This window comes from Cerasicoccus sp. TK19100 (assembly GCF_027257155.1).
Taxonomy (GTDB): domain Bacteria; phylum Verrucomicrobiota; class Verrucomicrobiia; order Opitutales; family Cerasicoccaceae; genus Cerasicoccus; species Cerasicoccus fimbriatus.
Genome location: NZ_JAPWDU010000002.1, coordinates 143,809 through 167,168 on the forward strand (window position 1 = coordinate 143,809; position 23,360 = coordinate 167,168).

General features: G+C 49.0%; 19 protein-coding genes. 7 read left to right on the plus strand and 12 right to left on the minus strand.

Features of this window, described 5'->3' with window-relative positions:
- Window positions 1–774: 774 nt before the first annotated feature.
- Window positions 775–2,673 (plus strand): hypothetical protein, encoded by a 1,899-nt coding sequence (locus O3S85_RS04005; protein ID WP_269538002.1) that lies wholly within the window; start codon window positions 775–777, stop codon window positions 2,671–2,673.
- Window positions 2,674–2,760: 87 nt separating this feature from the next.
- Here O3S85_RS04005 and O3S85_RS04010 read toward each other — a convergent pair whose 3' ends face one another.
- Genes O3S85_RS04010 through O3S85_RS04030 form a run of 5 tightly spaced genes read right to left on the minus strand, consistent with a single transcriptional unit; the run spans window position 2,761 to window position 6,961 of the window.
- A complete protein-coding gene (locus O3S85_RS04010; protein WP_269538003.1) occupies window positions 2,761–4,485 on the minus strand; it encodes a diadenylate cyclase in 1,725 nt (574 codons plus the stop codon).
- A 27-nt stretch (window positions 4,486–4,512) separates the two neighbouring features.
- Window positions 4,513–5,640: a DUF3800 domain-containing protein gene (locus O3S85_RS04015; protein WP_269538005.1), complete on the minus strand. Its 1,128-nt coding sequence runs from the start codon at window positions 5,638–5,640 to the stop codon at window positions 4,513–4,515.
- A gap of 1 nt (window position 5,641) precedes the next feature.
- On the minus strand, window positions 5,642–5,920 hold the full coding sequence (locus O3S85_RS04020) for a hypothetical protein (RefSeq protein ID WP_269538006.1): 279 nt from the start codon (window positions 5,918–5,920) through the stop codon (window positions 5,642–5,644).
- A gap of 50 nt (window positions 5,921–5,970) precedes the next feature.
- Window positions 5,971–6,756, minus strand: a complete 786-nt coding sequence (locus tag O3S85_RS04025) for a hypothetical protein (protein ID WP_269538007.1) — start codon at window positions 6,754–6,756, stop codon at window positions 5,971–5,973.
- A gap of 49 nt (window positions 6,757–6,805) precedes the next feature.
- Window positions 6,806–6,961 (minus strand): hypothetical protein, encoded by a 156-nt coding sequence (locus tag O3S85_RS04030; RefSeq protein ID WP_269538008.1) that lies wholly within the window; start codon window positions 6,959–6,961, stop codon window positions 6,806–6,808.
- A 99-nt stretch (window positions 6,962–7,060) separates the two neighbouring features.
- On the opposite strand from O3S85_RS04030, the gene O3S85_RS04035 reads away from it, so the two are divergent.
- The gene (locus O3S85_RS04035; protein ID WP_269538009.1) at window positions 7,061–7,849 is read left to right on the plus strand and encodes a PEP-CTERM sorting domain-containing protein; all 789 of its coding nucleotides are present in this window, start codon (window positions 7,061–7,063) and stop codon (window positions 7,847–7,849) included.
- Window positions 7,850–8,344: 495 nt separating this feature from the next.
- Here the strand turns inward: O3S85_RS04035 and O3S85_RS04040 are convergent, their stop codons facing one another.
- Window positions 8,345–10,636, minus strand: a complete 2,292-nt coding sequence (locus tag O3S85_RS04040) for an alpha-L-rhamnosidase (protein WP_269538010.1) — start codon at window positions 10,634–10,636, stop codon at window positions 8,345–8,347.
- Window positions 10,637–10,706: 70 nt separating this feature from the next.
- Between O3S85_RS04040 and O3S85_RS04045 the strand changes: the two genes are divergently transcribed.
- The 3 genes from O3S85_RS04045 (at window position 10,707) to O3S85_RS04055 (ending at window position 15,065) form a co-directional block, all read left to right on the plus strand.
- Complete coding sequence (locus O3S85_RS04045; RefSeq protein WP_269538011.1) at window positions 10,707–11,573, plus strand: helix-turn-helix domain-containing protein; 867 nt, start codon at window positions 10,707–10,709, stop codon at window positions 11,571–11,573.
- A 654-nt stretch (window positions 11,574–12,227) separates the two neighbouring features.
- Complete coding sequence (locus O3S85_RS04050; RefSeq protein ID WP_269538013.1) at window positions 12,228–13,823, plus strand: hypothetical protein; 1,596 nt, start codon at window positions 12,228–12,230, stop codon at window positions 13,821–13,823.
- Between the two features lie 27 nt (window positions 13,824–13,850).
- Window positions 13,851–15,065, plus strand: coding sequence for a polysaccharide deacetylase family protein (locus tag O3S85_RS04055; protein ID WP_269538014.1), 1,215 nt, complete (start codon window positions 13,851–13,853; stop codon window positions 15,063–15,065).
- Between the two features lie 70 nt (window positions 15,066–15,135).
- On the opposite strand, the gene O3S85_RS04060 is transcribed toward O3S85_RS04055, so the two are convergent.
- Window positions 15,136–16,152, minus strand: coding sequence for a LacI family DNA-binding transcriptional regulator (locus O3S85_RS04060; protein ID WP_269538015.1), 1,017 nt, complete (start codon window positions 16,150–16,152; stop codon window positions 15,136–15,138).
- Window positions 16,153–16,310: 158 nt separating this feature from the next.
- On the opposite strand from O3S85_RS04060, the gene O3S85_RS04065 reads away from it, so the two are divergent.
- Window positions 16,311–17,054, plus strand: coding sequence for a PEP-CTERM sorting domain-containing protein (locus tag O3S85_RS04065; protein ID WP_269538016.1), 744 nt, complete (start codon window positions 16,311–16,313; stop codon window positions 17,052–17,054).
- A 229-nt stretch (window positions 17,055–17,283) separates the two neighbouring features.
- Here the strand turns inward: O3S85_RS04065 and O3S85_RS04070 are convergent, their stop codons facing one another.
- The 5 genes from O3S85_RS04070 to O3S85_RS04090 all read right to left on the minus strand — a co-directional run bounded on the left by O3S85_RS04070 (window position 17,284) and on the right by O3S85_RS04090 (window position 20,229).
- Entirely contained in the window at window positions 17,284–18,207 is a 924-nt protein-coding gene (locus O3S85_RS04070; RefSeq protein ID WP_269538017.1) for an IS110 family RNA-guided transposase, read from the minus strand.
- Between the two features lie 299 nt (window positions 18,208–18,506).
- Window positions 18,507–19,265, minus strand: a complete 759-nt coding sequence (locus tag O3S85_RS04075) for an IS3 family transposase (protein ID WP_269538018.1) — start codon at window positions 19,263–19,265, stop codon at window positions 18,507–18,509.
- Between the two features lie 20 nt (window positions 19,266–19,285).
- Window positions 19,286–19,558: a transposase gene (locus O3S85_RS04080; protein ID WP_269538019.1), complete on the minus strand. Its 273-nt coding sequence runs from the start codon at window positions 19,556–19,558 to the stop codon at window positions 19,286–19,288.
- 85 nt (window positions 19,559–19,643) lie between these two features.
- Complete coding sequence (locus tag O3S85_RS04085) at window positions 19,644–20,018, minus strand: transposase (RefSeq protein WP_269538020.1); 375 nt, start codon at window positions 20,016–20,018, stop codon at window positions 19,644–19,646.
- Between the two features lie 58 nt (window positions 20,019–20,076).
- Complete coding sequence (locus O3S85_RS04090) at window positions 20,077–20,229, minus strand: hypothetical protein (protein ID WP_269538021.1); 153 nt, start codon at window positions 20,227–20,229, stop codon at window positions 20,077–20,079.
- 1,116 nt (window positions 20,230–21,345) lie between these two features.
- Here O3S85_RS04090 and O3S85_RS04095 point away from each other — a divergent pair.
- Window positions 21,346–23,235 (plus strand): right-handed parallel beta-helix repeat-containing protein, encoded by a 1,890-nt coding sequence (locus O3S85_RS04095; protein WP_269538023.1) that lies wholly within the window; start codon window positions 21,346–21,348, stop codon window positions 23,233–23,235.
- The last annotated feature ends 125 nt before the right edge of the window (window positions 23,236–23,360 follow it).

The following is a 23,360-nucleotide window of genomic DNA, read 5'->3' on the forward strand; positions in this document are numbered from 1 at the left end:
ATGAGGTGGGTTCACTGTCAAGATACGTTCATCCAGCATGTAGCTTAAGGCTTGGGTAGTTGATGTTTACTTGAGGCAATTCTGGCGGCTTCTTGTCGCGTTCATGGTTGGCCGAACCATGGTGCTTATCAGCAACTGTGGCTCGTTACGAGGCACAGTCGTCTGTTTCTACCTTGTGGCGCTCCGAATTGCACGGCGACTTCTACATGGTATAGGCAAGTAACATTGAAGTAACTTGCGAATTACTTGCTTCACGCGCTGAAGATTCATCGAGCGCACTTGTGCGCTACTTTCGATCTTCTTTATGGGCGCACTCGCAAAGCAGATCCACTACTTTGCTCATTCTTAAACGTCCGCACGAAGTAAGGACCGAGTGAAATTTGTAGATGTTCTCGGTTACATCCGAGAAACACAAATTTCTATACTCGCCTCCAATTTTCGACTAAAATTGGAGGATTTTTGATGGTTTCCTGACCATCGGCGCTGATCGGTTGATGGCGGATCAGCGACTGCTTGTAGCCAAAAGAAAAGCGCAGCCAAATAGATTCGTGTATCCAGGCACCAGAATTTCTAGCGCCGGATACACGGCCCGAGTGATCCCATCCACGGCGTCGTGCCAACACAGCGCCTTCCAGGCCTCGGGGACCTCGGGTATGCCATCGGGTTCTTACTGTTCAGGGAGCAGACAATAGTTCTAAACGGCGTCACCATAATAATGTGCGATTTTTGGAAAAACTAATGTCGCTATCGCCTTTTTTAACTATAGAATAAGATATGTCGCTTCCAGTTTTAGAACCAGTCGAGGTCGGAGAGGTCGCACACCTTTCGAAACATTTGATTCAAAAGTCGAAACGTCACATCCGTGACGCCGAATTCCTCGACCCCTGGTCGGAGCGGATGACGCTGCTGGATATGCCCACCATTAACGAATTCCGGGGCGGCGCTCGCGATCGTGATCACTTCCTGGAGCTCAATCAATTGGCCGTTGGCCGTCGAAACCGGAAATTCACGGCTTATCGGTTGACGGTTTCTCCGCCTGACATCGTCCAGGCTTTGCTCATGGTACTTCAACCAGATCAGCGAAATGAATTCATTGGGCTTTGGCTCAAAATGGTTGATGAGTTTTTTGTCGAACGATGCGGAGACGTGCCAAGGCAGTTCGCTTTCCATACGGACAAGATCCGTCTTCATGTTGAGATACTCTTTTTGCGCGCTAACGAAAAAGGCAAGGCCTATCCAATGCCCAATGGGCTTGGGGACACCCGCCGGCGAGACCTAATCTCGCTTGCAGTTTATGCCGGGCTCTATTGCATGCCAATGGCGGAGGACTACCATACGCCTGAATTGGCCTATTGGGCCTACGAGTTGACCACGATCACCAAAGAGTTCTTGCGGCAGAAAGTGGATGGCTGGAGTGCAGAGTCGGAAGTTCGACTAATGAGCTTGGCGGCTGAGGCATTATCGATTCTTGAAGTGTGTACATCCGATCCAACCTTGGACAATCGGCCCAAGTTTTGTGGGCAATTACGCAAAGCTTTCGGTCCCACATTCCCGGTGCCGGGATCGCATCCGAGTCAGCAATTGAAACAATTCTTAGACCGCCCGGCACCAGAGCTAATACCGGTCGCAGACGATATTCCTCGCTGGCTTGAAACTGGACGTCTTCGTCGACTCGAGGTTGAGGCGCGGCGGAAGGAGGATCAGGATATGTTCAAAGAGAGACCCAAAAGGCAAAGGACATACCTCAAGCAAGCGGCCTGCGAGAAGCGGGAGAAGTCAAAAGCAGGCCAAGCATCCCAGGTCGGTGGAGGGGCAACATCTGCTTCTGGAGAACAGAGCACTGATTTGGAGGATGTCATTGTTCCGCATGAGAAGTTGAGCACTTCGGAGGAAGTCTTGGCCCCAGTAGGGCCATTCATGCCACGCCAAAGCAAGCTGGATGAACACGCAAATAAAGATGAAGCCAATGAATATGCTTCAACCAACCTCGAAGCCTCCGGGCACGAGCCAGAATCTGAATTGGGTGAGGGTGACGCCGACGAGCCCGAAGCGTTCCCGCAGGAGGACCCAGATGAAGCCAAGACAGCCATCTCACCCGAGAAATTGATGAGCGTATCCGTTGCAGGCTTAGTTTTCGAACTCTACCGAGCTCCTCAGGTTAAAGTCTGGCGCGTTCACCACAGCGAAGAGCCAGACGAGAGCGAAATGTCCGACGAAGAATTGGAAGGATTTCAAGCCTGGATTCAACAAATGGATTTACGGATCGATGTGATGTTTGGAGAAGATGTCGAAAGACGCTTGCGCTACATGATAATGTGGTATCAAAAAGAGCGCAAGGCGATGGTAAAGCCAAGCCAGCCAGGTCGAGAACCGGAAAGTCCTGTCGAGCAACCGGAAGAGTTGACGGGGGGTAATTCAACGCCGCCCACGCTTGGAATTCACGAACCCAAAACCACCGAGTCAAATGGGGATGACATACCCGATGATGAACGAAAGGCCTTTGCTGAATGGGTGGAGAAGCAGGATATGAGACGCTTTATTCAACTAACATGGGACTCAAGCATCGATCCGGTGCTGTTGCAAACAGAGATGTATAACGCGTATTTGAAGGAAAAACGTGAGCAGAGTAAATTGCCCGAATCCCCGGAGAAGCCAAAGTTCGGGTCGCCGTAATTGCCTGCCCATGTGTTTGCAGGGCGCATGAAGAGATATCCTATATCCTCAGCGAAAAATGGTATTTACCATTTACCCAAGCAACCTTCAGATTAAATATTCATCATTCATGTCAGGATGCGGCTCAAAGCATGGGTATGAAACATAAATCAGGCCGTTTTCATCGCGGTATTTTGTGTGGCGGGCAAAGAGCTGATTTGCCATTTCGCATAGCGAGTCGGAGAGGTAGAATTGGTGTTTCCTCAGCCATTCAAGAATTGCGCACGCCCGGTCGTCGTCCAATGCGGAAAGACTTAACACCGCATTTACTTCCTTCTCTGCATTCTCAAGCTCGCTGCGCTTCAGTTGCGGCTTCAGGTTGGGTATCCATTCGGCGTTCCCATCTTCAGAAACTATGATTGCCATGCATTCATTTTTATCGGCGATGTAGCGAACGCTTGAATTGTAACGGGCTCCTCGGCCCGGATCGCCCAATTGCGTAGCCATACCGTCTAAAATGACACCAATTGCATAGCAAATGCCCGTGGGGTCGATCAATAGCGCCCCATCAATTGAAGTTAAACGACCAACCAGATCAGTTGTCAGCGATATCGGCTCAATCGGCGTGGCTTGGTTGGCCAAACGCTTTGCCTCGGATTCTGCGTCCTGAATAACAATCAATAGTGTTCCCTTTTTCTGGGCGTAGGCTGCTTGAGAAAGACCGACAAGCCGGTCTACATCCTTAGTGGCAATGTCAGGGAAAATCCTGCGAATGTCATCAGCAAGCTTGATCAGGTCAATTGGTGTCAGGGGCAATTCAGGAGTACCATACCGGACTCGCATTAATGCGTGCCCATCGTGGCGCAGTTCCCATAAATAATGTCCATAAAACCGCACCTCAAAGAGATCTGCGCTGGTCTGATCATATTTTCCCCGAACGTGGCCAAAGCCCAATATAGCACGCCCGTCACAAATAAGACGTTCTGCGTGCCCAACCATTTCCAGCAACTTGCGAACTTGGCGATATGAAGTTAGCGGTACGGGCTCCAAGAGGGTCAATGCAAACTCAATATTGGGATGGTTTCGATTGACGATAAGCATCCCTCCCGAAATTGCCGCCTTCTCATAGGTGAGTGAAGCGATGACATTACACGACCGGAAAAGGCCGTACAGGCCTTCAATTTTCTTTACCGCCCAAATGGGCGTGTCCATCAGTCTGGCCCCAGCCGCTCGCAAGGTCTCTGCTGGTGAGCGTTCACTAAAGATAGCAATGAACTCGGGCTCAGGTTTATACAGAGACCTACGACAATCCGTAAGAAATTCGGCGATTACCGCATCTAGAAATGACTTGGACGGACCGTAGCGTCTTTCCGCATGCACTTTGGCAAGGTTTAAAGCGCCATGTCCTTTCGGGTCATGAACATAGAGGACGACTCCAACATCATAATTCAGCACAGGCAATAAGCCTGAGAAATGGTAGGTTCCTGGGCGTTGATTTCTCCAGCCATTGAGAACGGATGATACCGCGTCGTGCATCGCATGTGCCCGCACCCTTCGCTGGATGGAGTCATAGTGCGATTGAACTGTCGTGATGATATCCCGCTCAGGGGCCAAGGCATACCGGTGCTCAGCATCTTCTCTGACTCCGGAAAAGTCCTCGGGCTTAAATCCACAGTTTTCAGGTTCGAGGCAGACTGGGTGCGAATTCTCCTCCTCTTCGCGGCGTAATCCCAGCAAGAAAACCTCGGTTTCAAAGTCGGGACTGAGTTCTTTAAACAGATTAGCAGCGGCATTCTTGACTGAAATCTGAAAGGTACGTTGATAGCCCCACATGAATAAACGTATAGTCTGCATGTTTGATTACTGCCTATCGGCATCCCCCTTCATGGTTTCCATCATTCGTGTGAACACCGCCACGCTGAATTGACCTGAAGACATCATGGTTCCGGTTTTCGGAGTGCCACCGAGAGTCGGATGCATGCCCGTCAACATTTCACACACCCAGCCGCCGATCGCGGGATGCGCTGCACGAGTTAAGTATTCATCAATGGACTCTCCCTTAAAGGCGCGTTTCGTATACTCACGCACTGCGGCAATCATGCAATCTGCCCCCCGGATCAGTGGTTGAATTTCTGAAGAGGCAAAAGTGAGGGATGTGATGTTTTCCAAGCCATAATTTATTCTCCTGCCGTCCTTAAATAGAATAGCCCCTGGCTTAGCATTTTTGTATAAACCAAAGACTTTTTCAAAGCATTGGGAAAACTCCTTGATTGAGTCATGCACAAGGTCAATCGATACTGGAAAATGATTTTCAATGTCTTGGAACATTCCTACGAATAAGGGCATATTTAAACTGCTCCAACCGGTGATTTGTTCGTTGATCGCTGCGGATTCTGAGCCCACATCCTCTCCGATGGTGGATTCAATCCCTTCCAGGCGACGTAAGCTTTCTTCGTCGTTAGTTTGCCTGAAGTATTCGATCCACGCCTGGTAGTTCGCCGTGATGGCACCGGCCTCGCCATCCTGATAGGCTTTTGCGAATTCCTCGATTAGCTGGTCTGGACCTTCATAAAATTTCTGCGCCCAGCTTTGGCGTGCGTCGGGATCAAGCAGCTCAGAATTTTCAATGTTGGCGTTATAGGCAGGGTCGTAGAATGATTCGACGATCTTTGCACATACGGCAAAACGCTTTTCGGCTAAGTAAAAATAGGGAATGGCTTTCTGCGCCATGAGTTGTATCAAGGATGCTATGTATTGGCGGCCTCTTTGAGATTTGATGAGTTGAGCTCCCTTCACTTCCTTGCCGGAATCAAAGCCATTATCACGCTCAAAATCCTCGATCGCCCTCATTAAGGATGGGCGATCTTCGTGTTTTACGAGCCACCCGCCATAAACGAAAATGGGTTGTTGCGGATCGATGAAATTTCTTCCGCTATTTCCTGTTTCGTCGCAGAAGAACGAATGGTCTGATCGGTTTATGGCATCCATTCTATCGGGTAGAATCTGAATAATTGTGTATGAGACCCTCCGCACGATCAACGTAAGTCGTAATCGTGGTTTCCCGCTCATTGGGACTAATCGGCCAGATCGGTTCACTGGCATGCTGATCAATCCTGGAACGAACTTCCTCTAAATCGATGGCCAATCCAAGTGCGTCGTAAACCTCGCCTATGGCATAGTCGAAGCGATCAAGGTCGATGGGGTGGAATGTGTTCCAAGTCGGTGTTTTGGCCCATTCTTCAATGGGGAAGTAGGGATCTGAGTCCATTCAAGCATCATGGGATGTTCGACTGCTAAATTCAATTAATTTTGGTTAGATCATTGTTCTTTGTATACTACATCTTTGTCGCCGGACTCCTGACCTCCAATATCCATTGCGATTTTAATGATCTTCGGCATAACTAACTTGATTTGATTTTTGATCTGCTTGCGATCGGCATCGTTAATTTTCAAATTCGGCTTTTGAAGAGATTTGCGCACATGCCAGCGAGTCCGTGCGCTACAGCGCCATGCCAACCAGCGTATGGTGTCATCCAATTCATCAAGCTGCTGAACGACATTTCCTTGATGGGCTTCTACTTTGTACTCCTGTATAGCTGGATGGAACATCAGTTCTTCGAATATGGACTCCGCTTCCCTCTGGTAGCTTTCCAGCGAGCTGATGAGAATTTTAATGTTCGTGGAGCCACTAAGCTTATAGGCAGCAACGGGATCTCGTTCCGATAACTGATCCAGCGCGCTATAGAAAGATGACTGAAATGCCTCTGGAAGCATCCCGAACTGCCGAAATATGCTGCTTAGCATTTGGTTTATCAGTCCGCTAATTTTTTGGAAAGCCTGATCAAACTCTTCATCGCTCTCAATCCCGTGCTCTCGAAATGAATCCTTAAAAATTTGCAGAAACTCATCCAAAAAGCTCTGAGGAATCGGTGTGTTTGAAATTCGTAGAGAATACCGTAGTTCCAAGAGGTAAAACAGAACGCGCTTAGCCATTCGCTTCTCTTCTGCTCGGGTGCGAAAATAGTAGGTGCCGGTCGCAGTTAGTATCGATATGGGAATCGCCAGATCATTGATCCAGGGCAAAATATCGGCTTTGAAGTCCATAGTTAAATGATCGCCTAGTAGGATCTTGCCTCGCAAAGGTTCAGATCGCCTATTCAATGAGGCCTCTGGCCTTGAGCCCTTCCATGAGTAGCTTTCGAGCCATTGCAGCTGTTGGACGTTCATCCTCCTTGGCGAGTTTTTTTATTATTTTTAAGACGTCGTCATCCACTCTTACGCCAATCGTGGTATTCTTTTTGTCCTTCATGCTAGCGAAGTTAGCTTTTTGGGCTTGCCGGCACGAATGTTTGCGCGCTTATTGTGTGCGCGTATGCTAGCAAAATAATAAACTCTACTATATATTCCTATGCGCTTAACATTAATTCGCCCCGTCTGTCTCGTCTTTCTATCCCTGCCTCTGCTTCCCTGCATTTGTGAGGCGGTTTTTGCTATCAATGATACCCTTGCTATAGATTTTTCTAAGCTGGACACGACAACAGGGCCAGCGGAAGACCCAAGTGGAGCATGGAACAATATCACTGGACCAAGCTTGGGTTTCGGCGTAAATGCAGATCCGATCCCAACAGCTACAAATCTCGTGCGGTACGCCGACGGGGCATCAACGGGTGTTTCCTTAAGCCTACTATTACCTGCGACATCGCAAGTTGGTATTAGCAGTTCTACCATACTGGTGGATCCCAGCGCCAGCTTTACTGCGACTGGGGCTATCCCTAGCAGTGCTCAAAGTGATGCCGTAGTCGGAGCGAAAATTCTGGACGCTCACTCAGAAACAACGGTTACCTTTCGTTTTAACAATTTGAATGATGGGTTGCTCTATAACCTTGAATTTCAGTCATGGAGCAATGCATACGATTATAACGTAAAAGACTATATCATTCAATTAGGCCTACTAAGCGAGCAAACGATTTCTGTCGACCCGAATAGCCTACCGTCTGTCTACGGTTTTAACAACATTGCGACCAATGGCTCAGGGCAGATCACTCTTACTATTCAGGGCCTTGAGAAAGGAGCGGATACAGCGGTTATCAATGCGATGGCCCTGACCGCGATTCCCGAACCAGCCACATATGCCTTAGTACTTAGCACGCTAAGCCTCCTTGGAATTCTCATCCGTTCAAACAACAAGCGGATGTAGGGTAAATTTCAACAACTGACGCTTCAGTTGTATACGAAAAATATCATATATTACTACATGTCACTGATCCCTCTGGCTTGGGCAATCCTGGGTGCATTATATTTCATATGGGATACGCTTGAAAATGAAACTCGCTGGACTCGGGAGGGAGGCGAGTTGACACCATACGTCCTAGCAGGACCATTAATCTGGCTACTGCTGGCTTGTGTCTATTTTATGGCGGTGGTGAGAGTATGCTGGGTACGGTCGAAATGACGTTTGCATTGTTTTCTTCTCGGAAGGGTAGCTGATCCTGAAAAAAAAGGTTCGGCGACAAGGGAGTTCTCTGCTTTAGATAAACGCAGCGGGTCAAAAAATGCAAGAATCTAGCACTCACGCTGGACCGATGATTGGGAGCACGTCACATAGTATTGAGGGAGAAGGATACAGTGTCATGCTCTTCTGTGATCTAAAGCCCATATCCGAGAATCGGGAGTAAGAATATGAGTTGACCGTTTATGCTTTCTTCAAGCTAAGGCTGTATGTGCCAGGGCTATATTCAGCTTCGGAGGCGGTGAATCCCTCCGGTATTTCTAGGCTGGCATGGGAACCTTCCGGAATCGTGATCTCTAGTTTGAGCTCTGATTCGGACAGTTGCCAGTTGATGGACACTAGCCCCTGCGGCGTCTTTAGAGAGGCCTTAGCCCATGTGATGGAACCACCGGGTCTTGGTCGAAAAATGATATGCCTATATCCGGGCTCATTTGGATCGAGCTCTAGGCCAGCCACTGTTTGATACATCCAGGCACCAACTGCACCGTAAGCGTAGTGATTGAAAGAATTCATGCTGATGTCCTGAAAGCCTTTTTCGGGAGTCCAACCATCCCAGCGCTCCCAGATAGTAGTAGCACCATTCTTGACTGGAAAGAGCCATGAGGGGAAGCTTTCTTGTTCCAGAAGTTGGTATGCAACATCCAAGTACCCAGCATTTTCGAGCACCTCCAGAACGTATGGGGTGCCGACAAATCCAGTGCCAATGTGCATTTCCTTGTTTTTGATATTGCGCACGAGCTCTTGCGCCGCAATAGGACGCAAATGCTCCGGTAGGAGATCGAAATGCAGTGCAAGCACGTAGGCTGTTTGAGTCGCTGAAACCAGCAGTCCATCCGGCGTTACAAATCGCCGCTGAAATGCAGAAACAACCTGCGCTCGAAGCGCATGAAATTTGTCTGCGTCTTCGGTGCGCCCGAGGATCGATGCTATCTTGGCCATCAACTCTGCGTCATAGGCATAAAACGCGGTGCCAATTAAATCGTATGCGGTTAGACCTTGAACGGTGGCACCACCATCCAGTGCCAGCCAATCCCCGAAGCCAGGGAAAAAGTCTAGGTCCGGGTGCGATGGAATGCAGTCCTTGCTCGCATGCTCCTTGAGATAATTCATGTAACGACACATACTCTCATAGTGGTCCATTAGGATTTGATTGTCGCCGTAACAGAGATAGATTGTCCAAGGGCATATGATCGTGGCATCGGACCATGCCGGTCCACCATTCTTGATCTCATTGAACATGTTAAAGTGAGGCACGACCGGTGGTATATTGCCAATTTCGCCTTGGGAGTCACGGTGGTCTTGCATCCATTTGTGAAAGAAGCGCTGCACGTCCATGTTGAAGCAAGCAGTACGGATAAATACTTGAGCGTCTCCGGTCCAGCCAAGGCGTTCGTCTCGCTGTGGACAATCTGTCGGCGCTTCCAAGAAATTACTTTTCTGCCCCCAGAGAATATTGTGCTGCAGTTGATTAAGCAGTGGATTGGAACATTCAAACTGCCCCGTAACCTCCATATCGTTGTGTAATACGACGCCGGTTATTTCGAAACTGTCTGATACGTTAAGTTCGGTTATGTCGACTTCAACATATCGGAACCCATGAAAAGTGAACTTAGGCTCCCAAGTCTCCGAGCCATTACCATTACATATGTAGTAATCGGTGGATTTAGCGGTACGCAGATTCTCGGTATATAAAGTTTTCTCCTGAGTTACCATTTCACCGTAGCGAAAGCGCAACTGGGTGCCTTTCGCCGCTAAGATGTGCAGTTTGATCCGACCAGCGAAATTCTGTCCGAAGTCAAAAATCCGATAGCGACGACCATCGGCGTACAGGTCCCACGCATTCTGAGCGGGCATCGTCTGTATCCGTCGAACAGGTTGCACGAGAGGTTCGCAAAGCTCAGGTTCCAATACTGGTGACGCCTTCTTTGCAGACTGCCAACCCGAATCATTGTAGCCGGATTGCGACCAGCCTACGAGTGCCTTGCGCGCATCAAAGATTTCGCCCATGAGGAGGTCATTGCCCACGATTGGGCCAGTGTTTTCTTTCCATGTGGCGTCAGTAGAAATGACTTCTTGGCTTCCGTCAGCATTATCGATGACCAGTGCAGCACGGAGGCAGCTTTGAGGACCGTAGATCCCACGTCCCATCCAAGCAACATGCCCACAATACCATCCATCACCTAGGGTGACGCCGATAACGTTCTCTCCCACGCTTAGCAACGCGAGGACGTCATATCGCTGGAAGGGAACGCGTTTCTCGTAGCAGGTCCAACCAGGCGCGAAGACTTGATCGCCAACTGTGGCAGCATTAATTTCTGCGTCATATAATCCCAGAGCGGTAATGACCAAATAAGCTGAGCTTGGCATATTTTTGATAATAAAACTTTTCCGAAAATAAGTTGCCGGGCTTGGCATATCATTTTGCGGTGCTGCTTGGCTGGATATCCAGGAGGTTGCTTCAAGTAGGGTTTTCATGGCACATAGTGTACACGATCCAAGTGATAGAATCCTTGAATTTTGCGTCAAACTTTAGCATTTTTACGCCATGTCAAATCAGCCCGTTCTCAAAGCCGACACCTACTACAGTCGAAATGCAGCGATTGGCATCTTCCGAATGCCTGACCAAAATACGATACCGGAACATGAACATGAGTTTGTTGAGATCGCGCTGGTCATCGGAGGAAAGGGGGTTCACGTAACGGGGCAATATCGGCATAATATCGGCCGGGGGGATGTACTCGTCATACGTGGACAGCGGAGCCACTTCTATGAGCAAACCCGCAAGCTAAGTCTGATCAATATCATGTTTGCTGAAGATCTGCTCCGCGAGTCGACACTACGTATTGGTGCATTAGACGGCTTTCACCCGCTCTTTACCTTTGAGTTCACACGTTGGGAACAGCGGGAATACACTGGACATTTCCGCTTGGGAGAATCAGATCTTCGTGCGTCTGTTGACTGTATCAATGGTATTGAGACCGAACTGAACTTAGGCGGCATCGAGTCAGACTATCTTGCTCGCTGCCGACTTCAGATATTGTTGGGCATGTTAGCCCGCTGCTATGGCCGGTCGGAGCAGTCACCGTCCAATCTTGATCGGCGATTGGGTGAGGTGCTCACTCGCATCGACAAATATCCCCATGTCCCCTACACGGTTACGGACATGGCTCTGGATGCTGGCATGTCCAAGCGATCGCTCTTGCGCTATTTCAAAAAGGCAACGGATCAATCGCCTACGGCCTATGTATTGAAAAAGCGCATACAGTTAGCTGAAATCCTCCTTAAAGAGGCTCGAGCTGATACGATGACGGACATTGCATTCCACTGTGGTTTTTCAGATAGTAATTACTTTAGCCGTCTGTTCAAACAACACACCGGGATGTCGCCCAGGCAGTATCGTCAGCTCGAGTGAAGTTCACTAAGCGGCCTTAAATCGCAATGGATCACGCATGGGGGGGGGAACAACTACCCAACCATTGCAAACCTGTACATGAGAATTGGCAGTTAGTTATAACTCTTCAACTCCCCGCTCCCAGATTACCTGGTCCTTGATGATTTAAGCTACTGGGCGTCAGGCGACATGGTGGGTATACTCATGCTCCCTCTCAATCCTATCCCAAATACGCTTCTCATATGATGTCATCATAAAAAGGCCCATTTGCAGACGTGTCGCCAAAACGCCAACCTGCTTTTCATTTAGGACACTCCCCGGTCGGAGCACAGTTTGACTATCAGTGTGTTGCTTACGATGTCGATCTATGGCAACACAAGCTTCATCGCGGCTTTTATAATGTGGGAATTTTACTATTCAGATTCGGCGAATTAGAACTAAGGCGATCATTGAAGCCTTTGTGATGCATGTGCGGATACCATCGGAGTCACAACCGTTATTTGCGATCACGACTTAAGCTTGTTGTCCTTCGAGCAAGGCTTAGGCTTGCGTGTAGTCAGTGTCATTACCGCCAACTAGCGAGAGTTTACCTACAATCGGAAATTCATAAAAGTCTTGGACTAGTCCAAGAAGGAAAGCTTGGTGGTCTACCTTCGACTTAGACATGATTAATCCATGTTCAGAATATCAAGCTGCCTTTTTTGCTCTCTAGCAATACTCGCTGCCATAACAGCTGCACAGGCGACCCAGGCCATTGCCAATTGGGATGTCGTCCCCTACCAACGTATTAGCGAACCCTTCAAGGCCGGTGTCGTCGCCTTTCATGAGAGCGGTGTCAATGTGCAGTTTCATATCAATGGGGAAGCTACCGCGCTGATCGAAGAACCTACTTTGAATCCGCGCACGAATGTCTGGGAATACTGGATCGAGATCGATCCGGCTAAATATCCGGATGGCCCATTGCGTGTATCCGCAACAGCGATACCCGACGACCACGGCCACGAAGCACGCGACTTGGAAACGATCACCCTCTACGCCAACAGCCAAGGCTCACTGAATTATAGCGAACCGGTCTGGGCCGACGCCGCCAAGGGTAGCGACGAGACCGGCAACGGCTCGGAGGCCAGTCCCTTTGCCAGTATCAAGAAAGCGGTCGAGTCTACTCAAAGTGGCGGTACGGTATATCTTAAGGCCGGCGACTACAAGTTGCAGGGCATGTGGGGCTTTAATGGCGACTACTGGACGACCATTAGTGCCGCTCCAGGACTCAGTCGTGAAGATGTCACCGTGCTGACGGCAGGCAAGGTCCCCGAGAGCAGCACGGCGCGTTATGCCGCCAATAAAATACGCTGGCAGAACCTGAGTCTCTACTGCGACCGCAATCCGGGTCCAGGCTACATTTTCTATATCAACAATGGCCAGCACGTCTGGTTTGATGGGGTGGACATCAGCGATAAGCAAGGACGTTGTGCGGGAACCGATTTTGCCAATCCACATGGGGGTAAAATCGTATATCTCACCGACAGCATAGTGCGTGACGTAGCCAATGTGCAGATCAACTTCCAGCGCAACTGCGAATATCTGCACATTCTGGGCGACGTTTTTCGCGGAGCCAGCAACCTGACTGCGATCAATATTAAGATTGTCGATATCAATCGTGAAGACAGCCAGGCGCACCCGGACTTCATTCAATTCTACAACCCAAATCAAGCGATTGAGAACGTCATCATCTACAATGTGAGTGCTTACGACATGAGCAGCCAGGGTTTCTTCGGAGGCGGGAACACTAGCGATGTTGCTTTCGTCAATATTCTGATCGAGAAGGATCCGGTCGATAAACCTTACTTCAGCCAAGTCGGTGGAATGACCCATGTATTGTTTTGGAACATCACCATGGTGGACCAGATTTTCAATTTTCGAGGAGCCGACAGTATGGATCAAATCTACGTAAAGAACGGAGCTTACACCGCACTCGCTTCGAAGGTTCCGGAAAAAGAAGGCTTCTTTATCGACGCCTGCCATTCATCCCAGAAGGTTTTCTCGATGAGAAAGCTGCTCGGCGTTCACGCGACGACGGGCGAGATGATATTTGCTGATGTCGAAAAAGACGATTACCGTCAAGCTCCGGACTCCCCCGCCTACGGCAATGGAATCCTGCCTCCCGGCGTGCCTGCCGACATGGATGGGATACCCTACGACACAACAGCTCCAAACCGGGGCGCTTTTGCCAAAAAGAATCCTGGTGGCCGAAAAGCCGTCGCACTTTATTAAAAGAAACATTCAAAAACAAACGGATTTATGAAATTCCCCAATTTTGATTCCAAACTTTCAGTAGCATTGCTTTTGTGTCTCTGCCTTTCCGTCGAAGCAGAAGAACCCATCTCAACTGGCCTGCCTCAAACCAAACCATATGTGCCCAGTGATCCGAATCAATTGATGACTCTGGGAGCTCCCGAAGGCGTTCGCTTCGAAGTGCCCCAGAACCTCATCTGGCCCGAAACCCCAGGCGAGGCGGATATCTGCCTCTGGAAAGACGATAAATTTGCGGCCGCAAGTATCACGATCGACGATAACTGTAAGCCCGACCACAAATACTGGCTCGAACTCTGTGATGAGCTTGGCATCAAGATCACCTGGTTCATGATTACCGGCGGCGAGAATCGGGGGAATCTGAGTTTCAACGGCACTTGGGAGGACTGGCAGAAACTCGTCGATGCAGGCCACGCGGTCGAAAGCCATACAACCGACCACAGGGCGGCAAACAAGTGGATCAAAGAAGAAAAACGCTTCGAGCCCCTTTTGACTGAAGAGGAAATACGCGAGGGCTACGGTGCTTCCCAATATCTGCTGAATAATGAAATGATGAATAGCCGCTGCCTGACCATCGCCTACCCGTATGGTGCGGGTAATGCCGAGATCGCCGCCCAGTATTTCATCGCGGCTCGGGGAACGAGCGGGAAGATCAACGAAGCCAATCGTATCAACTATATATATACCACAAAAGGTGGACTTCGACAGGCCTATATCGATGTTCTGCTGACTGGTCAGACCGAAAATGAACCGAGATGGCTAAACATGAGGAATAAGGAAAACATGCGTGGTTGGATAGCCCCCCTCTATCACTATATTTCTAGTGGCGGGACTGCTGAAGAAAAGGCGGCATCTCGCGAACGGGTTTTTGCAGATGTGCGCAACTTAGCCTCCTACAAGGATCGTATCTGGATCGACACCTTCCCTGCCGTCGCCAAGTATGGCCAAGAACGCGACAGCGCCACTCTAAAGGTAATTTCGTCCAACACGGACCAAATCAGCATAACGCTCATAGACCGAATGAAGGACGACATCTTCGATATGCCGCTCACCGTGAAGGTTCGCTTGCCTGATAGCTGGTCTGCCGTCACCGCAACCCAGAACGGCAAGCCTATCGAGGTGTCCTACCTCAAGCACGAAGGCAATCCATACGCCTTGGTGCAGGCTGTTCCAGATCGCGGCGAGATCTTACTTGTGCCCTAAATGTCTTTATCAAATTGATGTGGCGGTATGATTCAGCGCTGTTTTGCAGAACTGACAAGATTACGAGCCCTCACCGACTCGGCAGCGTCTCGCCTTCATGCCAGCCGCAATCTATGGTTTGCGTACAAGGAATTTCAGGTGGGCCCCAGCGCCCGCATTCAACTAGCATGGATAATTGGTCGATCGCCAGTCTGCCAATGATGTAGTTGGGCTGGCTAATTGCGGTAGTAGTATTAGGGTGTTCATCGTCATTGGCAACGAATCCAACATCTTCAGGGATAAGAACGCCATGTTGGCGCAATTCCTCCAATAAGCCGCTGGGCCCCATGATTACTGGCGCCTTGGATTTTGATAGTTGGCCAAGGATGTAGCCAGGAAGGTTGCGATAATCATCGACTTTGAATTTTATCTTTTGCCGGCCATGAATCGCCTGCAGAGCGCTAGCGGCACTAAGCCAACGCCGTTCAGCCCGCTTGTCAGTGTCTTGCTCAAAGGCAAAGATAATGGTTTGATATTTACGAGCGAAAGCGCGGTCCGCGAAGTCCAATATTGCTTTCTGATAATTGGAGTTGAATCGGCTCAATTCTGGTTTCACCACACTATGGCCGTAGGCAATGGCTGCGACAGAAGACCAATCGAGATCTAGTTTGGTATATGCTTGTCCACTGGGCCCGATGAGGAGGCCTCGAATGCCGCGGGAGAAAATGATCTGGCTAAGGCGTGCTCGGCTCATCTGCCCGGGATCGCATATGATGACCTCAAACGGATAGCCAAGCTTTTCCGCTTCGAACGATGCGCCCGCAATGATGTCTTGCTCGAAAAGATATTTGACGTGCCTTGGCTTGCCGCTAATTGGATCGAGACTGGACAGGTAGCATAGCGAATACTGGCGAGATTTCTCCACCTTACCTTTGCGCATTTCCTGCATATAAGCCTTAACCAGCGGATTCGGGTTGTAGCCGTTTACCTTTGCCAGCGCCTGAATCCGTTGCCGTACTGACTCGCTGATGCGTTGGTCGTTCTTCACGGCATAAGCTGCCGTGGTTTTGCTGACACCCGCCAAACGGGCAAGTTCTCGAATATTCATAGGATATTGTTCTAATAGACTGTCACAGGCAAGCCAAGTGGACTAGTCCAACGTGGAGGATATTGTTTTAAATTTCGCTGCCTACATACTGAATCCTGTTTTGCCTATTATTACGGCGAACAATCCCAATTCACACTTAACAAACACCTCTAAGACTTATGAAATTACCATCAACATTGTTTACACTCACCTTGGCATTGTCCAGCTTTTCGGCCTCCGCCACGGTCTTCACACTTATCTCGGATACAGCGGACACCTATATAGGCCTCAATTCTTCGGACGAGCCAGTCATTGGTGATGTTAACGGCGGACTTTTGCTGAACGGTGACAACAACTCTGCCTTTAACAATTTGGATGGTGCGTCGATCCTAGTTTTTGAACTCCCGGACCTGGCCGGCGAAACGCTCGCCGACGCTACTTTGGAGTTCACCATTACTGGCGGTAGTTATCTGGCACTCGGTGGATCGGGGACACTGCCCAAGGGAATTGACTTATATGGCCTGCGCTATAATTCGGCGTCTACCGTGCAGATATCTGATTATGGCTTTGGCGATAATCCCGGCAATGGCACAGAGCTCCAGCAGGATGTTTTTGAAATTACGACGAATGATAATGGGAGCGGCTGGCCCTCGACAATTAGCTCCGACATCCCAGGCGGCGCGAACATCGCCTCCTGGATACAGTCACTCTACGATTCAGGCGCTGTCGCTGGTGACTACGCATTCCTCCGCTTGAATCTAGACGATGGCACGAATAACGCGCTTTTCATTGCCTCGGGCAATTCTACTGACATCAGCGTTCGTCCGAACTTGACACTTACCACTGTGCCAGAGCCGTCGATTTACACTGCGTTGTTTGGCCTGTTGACTTTGGGTTTCGTACTGCAGCGTCGGCGCCGCTAAAGAATTCCCAGTTTGCGCCAAACAACTTAGACAAAAGCTCGTCCATTGGTCGAGCTTACGTAATTGAGTCCGCTTGAATCGTTAGTTTGGCGCTTTAGTGACCCGCTCCCAATCTTCATGCCATAGGCAGTGCTAGGGTTTTCCGCTTCGATTGGGTTGTTGTTGTCTTGGATGCAGCTTGCTGGGCGTATTCGGCCGGAGGCCGATAGCCCAGCGAGCAACTGTGTTTTCATGCAAGTGTTAATTGCTGTGTTTTTATTACCGACTGTATGTGGATGAGCAGCTTTCTCATGGCTGCGACGATGGCGCATTTATAGGGTTTGCCACGCTTACGCAGACCTTCCACGTACTTTTTGATTACGGGATTGTGAACTGCAGCGCAGGTTGCAGCCATATAGAGGCACTTTCGGACCTTGGCTCTCCCAGCATAGATGGAGCGCTTTCCTTGCCGCAAACCACTATCACGATTAAATGGTGCCAATCCGGCGAGGGCAACGAGTTGGTTGCGTCCTATTGAACCGACCTCCCCCAGGTAACCGAGTATGGTCCAAGCCGTGGTTTCTCCGATACCTTTGATTGCCTGCATGCACTGCGCTTGTTGGCTCATCTCTGGATGATTCTGTAAAAGTTTGCGTATATGGTCCTCGATTGCTTTCAGGCGAGTTTCGATGTAGTCGACCATGGCTCTGATGTCATCACGCAACTCGGAAACACACTTGGCCATACGATTCTTCTCTCGAGCCAGTTGCTCGGTGAGTTGGCTACGTCTGTCCAACCAGGCAGTTAATTGGGCTCGGCCTGGTGCAGGAGGAGGTGTTCCCAGCGGCTTCTTTTCCTGCGCATAGTTCAGGAGTATTTCTGCATCGATAGGATCCGTCTTGGCATTGATGCCTTCGCTTCGGGCAAAGGCACGTACACGTGCTGGATTAACGAGAGCGACAGCAATGGAACGTTCATGCAGGAAGTCCAATAATGTGCGTTCGTAACCACCTGTAGCCTCACAGACTACCAATGGAGCATGGTATTTCAGGGCGATATCCCGTAAACGAGCAAGCCCAGGTTCGGAGTAAGGTAAGCACGTCGTTTCAGAGATGCTTTTGACTTGCAGACTATCCTTGGAGATATCAATGGCGATGTAATTTACTGAGTTCATGGCTTATATCGGGCTTGTAGAGGGGAGCTCAAAAGCCTTACGGCTTATTGGCTCAGACAACTGTTTGATATTAAGCCAGGAAGCTTCGAAGGATCCCGGCTCACTGATGTACTCGGCAAAAGCCCGTACTCGCTGTGTGTGGATCTCATTCGAAGCCTTGCTGCTATGGCCGTCACCGCAGTAGCAAGCCCTGGCTCCCTTGATGCTTAAACATTCAAGGGTATTTTTCGAGTCCTTCCTCCGACGAGTTTCATTGACCCATTCTCGGAAGGACTCGAAAAAGCGTAACGCCGTATAACCTACAAGCTGTGTGGTCTATAGGTATTATAATCGAGGCGATATTCTTCAAGCTTTTCCCTGGCCTCGGACAGGGAAAAGAAAATCTCAGTGTTTAACAGCTCATCGCGTAGCTTGCCATTGAAGGACTCGATATAGCCATTTTCGGTAGGTTTGCCTGGTCGGATAAAATCAAGCTGGACCTCATTGGCATAAGCCCAGGCATCGAGCACTTTGCCAGCAAACTCAGGTCCATTGTCAACGGTGATTGCTTGTGGCAGCGCACCGGAAGTGCGGGCAGCCAGATCCAGGGCATCAGCAACTTTGGATGCGGTGATGGACCGGTCTGCGTAGAGCACTGGGCATGTACGGTCATACTGATCCACGACGGTCAGCACGCGAAAACGCCTGCCATCGTTGAGCTGGTCCGTAATAAAGTCCATCGACCAGCGTTGACCGGAAGCATCCGCCTGAGCTAATGGAGCGCGAACGCGGGAACCGCGCTTTTTGCACTTTTTACGCTTCAGATCCAGTCCTTCAGCCTTGTAGATGCGGTAAACCCGCTTGGGGCCAACTTGCCAGCCCTCACGCTTGAGCAGAACCGTTAGGCGGCGATAGCCATAGCGCACGCGTACAGATGCCAAATCAAGAATACGCAACCGCAAGGCGCCTTCATCCGGCGGCTCCACATGTCGATACGCGAAAGTCGAGCGGTTCAACTCCAGCAGCCTGCACCCGCGACGGTCGCTGATCCCATACGCATCAGATGCCCAGTGAATCAACTCCGCCTTGAGCGCAGGCTTCAGAGCTTTTTTGACACGATCTCCTGCAGGATATGTTTATCCAAACTCAAGTCAGCAACCAGCTTGCGCAAACTCTGGTTCTCATCTTCAAGCTTCTTCAGGCGGCGCAGCTCGCTCACACCCATCCCAGCATACTGACGCTTCCAGCGGTGAAAGCTCTGCTCGGTTACGCCAAGCTCTCGGCAGACATCAGCGATCTTCCGACCGCCTTCAACTTGCCGAAGTGCATAAATTATCTGTTCCTCTTTGAATCGTTTGCCGTTCTTTTTCATCTATTGAATTCCTTTCTGGTGGAACCCAATCTAGGCAGCAAATCATAACACTAGCGTGGCTCAGTTTCAGGGGAGCAGGTCAGATCTAAAGGACGGCATGCAAATAGCGTGGTATGAGAGTTGAGTTAACTTTGCCTTGAAAAGTGAGTTGACAGGACTGCGGTGATGCTTGGGATGTGGAGGCATGCCCACTGCCGAAGCCCAGTTTGAAGCGCTCGGCGGGTGTTTCGTGCTTGCCCGCCTTCAGAGCCCGACGCTCGTAAGCAATGCTTTGCGATGCAGAGTCTTCCAGTTTCCGCTCCAGCGCATTGAGCTGCAGGCGCAACTGCGCGGCATCCAGTCGTTCGCTTTTGCCCGAGCCAAAGAGCTGCTGCTTGAGCCAGCCAATCTGCTCCTTGAGTAGATTATTTTCCAGCTTTAGTTGCTGGTTCTCCTCAAGAATGACCTCGGCGCCGGACATGCGACCATGCCAATGATGGGCGCATTAATGTCAACTCACTTTGCATCGCAAAGTCGGATTAAGTTTCATGCCAGGCCTTCTGCATGCCGTCCTTCAGGTCGATCCCGTTAATCAACATCTTCAGTGCCGCGGGCTTGATCGTGAGCTTCTTGCTATCGCTGCCCAGCGGCCAGGTCAACCGACCTTGCTCGATACGCTTGAGTCCTGACACACACTACCCCTTAACTTCATATTGTTCATAAACAAGGGATTAGGATTTGGGATTCGTGCTCATGCGGGGCCTTTTGGCCCGCAATATGGGCGTTGACTTAGTTTTGGACTGCTGGTCGCTTAAGATCTTCGGCTTCGATGAGCCATGGAGCGCCTTTGGTTACTTGGTTTGCTGGCAACATGCGATGCCTTACCATGGTTCTAATAACGCATTCGCTAACACCAACCATGCAACCCAGTCCAACTTCCTTCAATTGTAAGCGTCACGCCAAGCACCTTCAGATAAGACTCCCGAGCAAGCTTAAGTCGTCATATTCATCGTATTATGTCCGCTACGACGAATACGATCCAGCTGCGTCAAGTACACGTCATAGGCGCTTCGCGTGACGCTTACCTTCAATTGGCATTATCCACTATTTCATCAGCGTCAAAAATAATAAGGAAGCTTAATAGAGGTGGCTGATTCATTGAAAATTAATCGGCACCCGTAATTGCCCCTCGGAGGGGGCAATTTTTAGCAGCCTTGAGAATTCGAGGCTTCCTTTAAACTGGTTGGCGATTCCCGCCACATGAGTGAATGAACCTTTGAATGCCCAAGGGGGGCATATAGCTAGCAGCTATGACTCCTGCATAACACGAGGGAACTCAAGGTAGGAATTCTCTGCTTGTCTTGTGTCTCAGATGTCTAGCTCCAGTGATCCCAAAGGATCACCAAGTGCGCTAGCGCTTAGAAGGTTATTATGCTTATTATATATAGGCATGTACTATATTTTAGCAACTAACTATGTAATGGGTGGCGATGATAGTAGCGTTTGGGGGCAGGCCGATCAGTTTAACTCTTCAAAGATACGCTCGTAGAAGTAACCATGGCGATTGGCTGCGATTAGCTGTCTTCAGGCCGGAGGCCCTATGGGAATTAGTGCAAAAGCATATTTTCTAATTGGATAAATTAGTTGAATGCGGTGGACTAGTCCACTTCCAACTCGCTTGTGAATACTTTTTATGTGCTTCATGGTTCTCATCGTAACTCCCAGTCAATTATTCGAACTCAAACCCCTAAATCGAAATAATAATGATAGCTTTTGCTCGTATTCTATTATGTTACTGTACTACCTCAATGTTGCTTGCTTCCACGTTCTACCTTGATCCAGTGAGTGGAAGCATGAGTGGTGATGGTAGCCAACAAGACCCTTGGGGGTCTTTGGAGGATGTTTTCTCTAGTGCTTTAATTGAATCCCAAAAGCCAGCTAGTTACCCCTATTCTGAAGGTGCGCCGCTTGTCGCTCGCAATCCCGGAGCTCCTGTTCAGCCGGGGGATACACTTATATTAATGAGTGGTGACCATGGAACAATTGATATTCTGGCATGGTACAATGAAACTCCTATTACAATTGAAGCAGCTCCTAATGAGACTCCAGTATTGGGCTCTTGGCGTTTGCGTGGAGGTAAGAACTGGGTGTTAAGGGGATTAACTATTTCTCCAGATGTTTATGATGGTACAGGACAAACAAATCTACTAGGCATAGAATCCCACGGTTGGCAAGGACCTGCAAGTGAGTGTGTAATTGATCGCTGCGAGATTTTTAGTGTAGATGATTCATCGTTATGGTCTGCTGAAGATTGGGCTAGTGCTGAGAGCGGAGTCTATATTAGTGGTAATGACTGCATCATTCAAAATTGTAATATCCGAAATGTTCGTTTTGGGATTGTTGTTTATGGAGACGATTGTCTTATTGAATACTGTGAGATAAATGGATTCTCCGGTGACGCACTGCGCGGTTTAGGGGATTTTGGCACATATCAGTACAATCTCATCATGAATAGCTACGATGTAGACTGGAATCATGATGATGCTTTTCAGTCATGGGGAAATAATGGTAACGGTCCAGGCAGTGGAACTGTCGAAGGCGTTGTGATCCGTGGTAATGTCATTTTGCAGACGGATGACCCAAATCGTCAATTCAACGGACCACTTCAAGGAATTGGCTGCTTTGATGGTAATTACGATGGATGGTTGATCGAGAATAACCTCATCATAATTGATCAGTGGCACGCCATTGCACTAGGTAGCCCAACTGAATGTATAATTAGAAATAATACTATTGTTGATCTAGAGGAAGGTGGAGCTTCGCCATGGATTAATATTGGAGTTGCAGGCAGTGGCGTCACGCCCGAGGGAAATATTGTTGCCAATAACATTGCCTGCTCATTTCCGCTCTATGAAGGAACTATCGACGAATCAAACTACATCATATTTCCCAGCGAATATATAGAGAATTTCCGAGATCCGGATAACTTTAACTTTCAGTTACTTTCAACTAGCTACGCTGTTGATCAGGCCGATATGTTATATGCTTCAAATATTGATTTACTTGGTACCCCTAGGCCGCAAGGTTCTGGTTTTGACATTGGGGCATACGAATATTTGACACCAATTGAAATTCTTGGATCTGAAGCAGATAATCATATTAATGACGACGGTACAGAGACATGGTCTGGGAATGTATCGTCTCGGATAGGGGGATCAAGTGGGACGACCGAAGGAGCAGTTGTATATGTATTTCAGCTCCCTGAATTATTAGATGGTCAAATGATTGCGAATGCGAATATTAGATTTAGTTTAATTACAATAGCAAACGGGCCATTCATTGGTAATGCTGATTTGTATGGCTTACCATGGCGTGAATCTCCTGTGGTTTCTGCAGCTACAGATTTTTACAATGGAGCGTTTGGAAATGATTATTATTCTACTCCAATTCAACAGGCAATAATGGTCAATTCGGAATCGATTGGTTCAATCTCTAGCAATGCGGACGGTAACTTTCACTTAGCACAATATTTAAATGCGCAATACGCCGATGGAGCAGAAGGTGGAGATTACGTTTTTCTACGCGTAAATTCAGATCAAATTGATCATTTACCTTACCGATATTGGTCTGTTGCGACCGCAGATCATACTGACCCTGATTTTCGTCCGGTACTAACTGTGGAAATCGGACTCAAATAAAGAGCCAGTGTTGTTTGAAGGAAAATCACTCCATCAGCAATGGATCACTTTTCGGGGGCCCAACCAATATGTCACTGATATTCAGTCAGATACGGCGTTTTTTAGGGGCGACTTTAATACTGGAT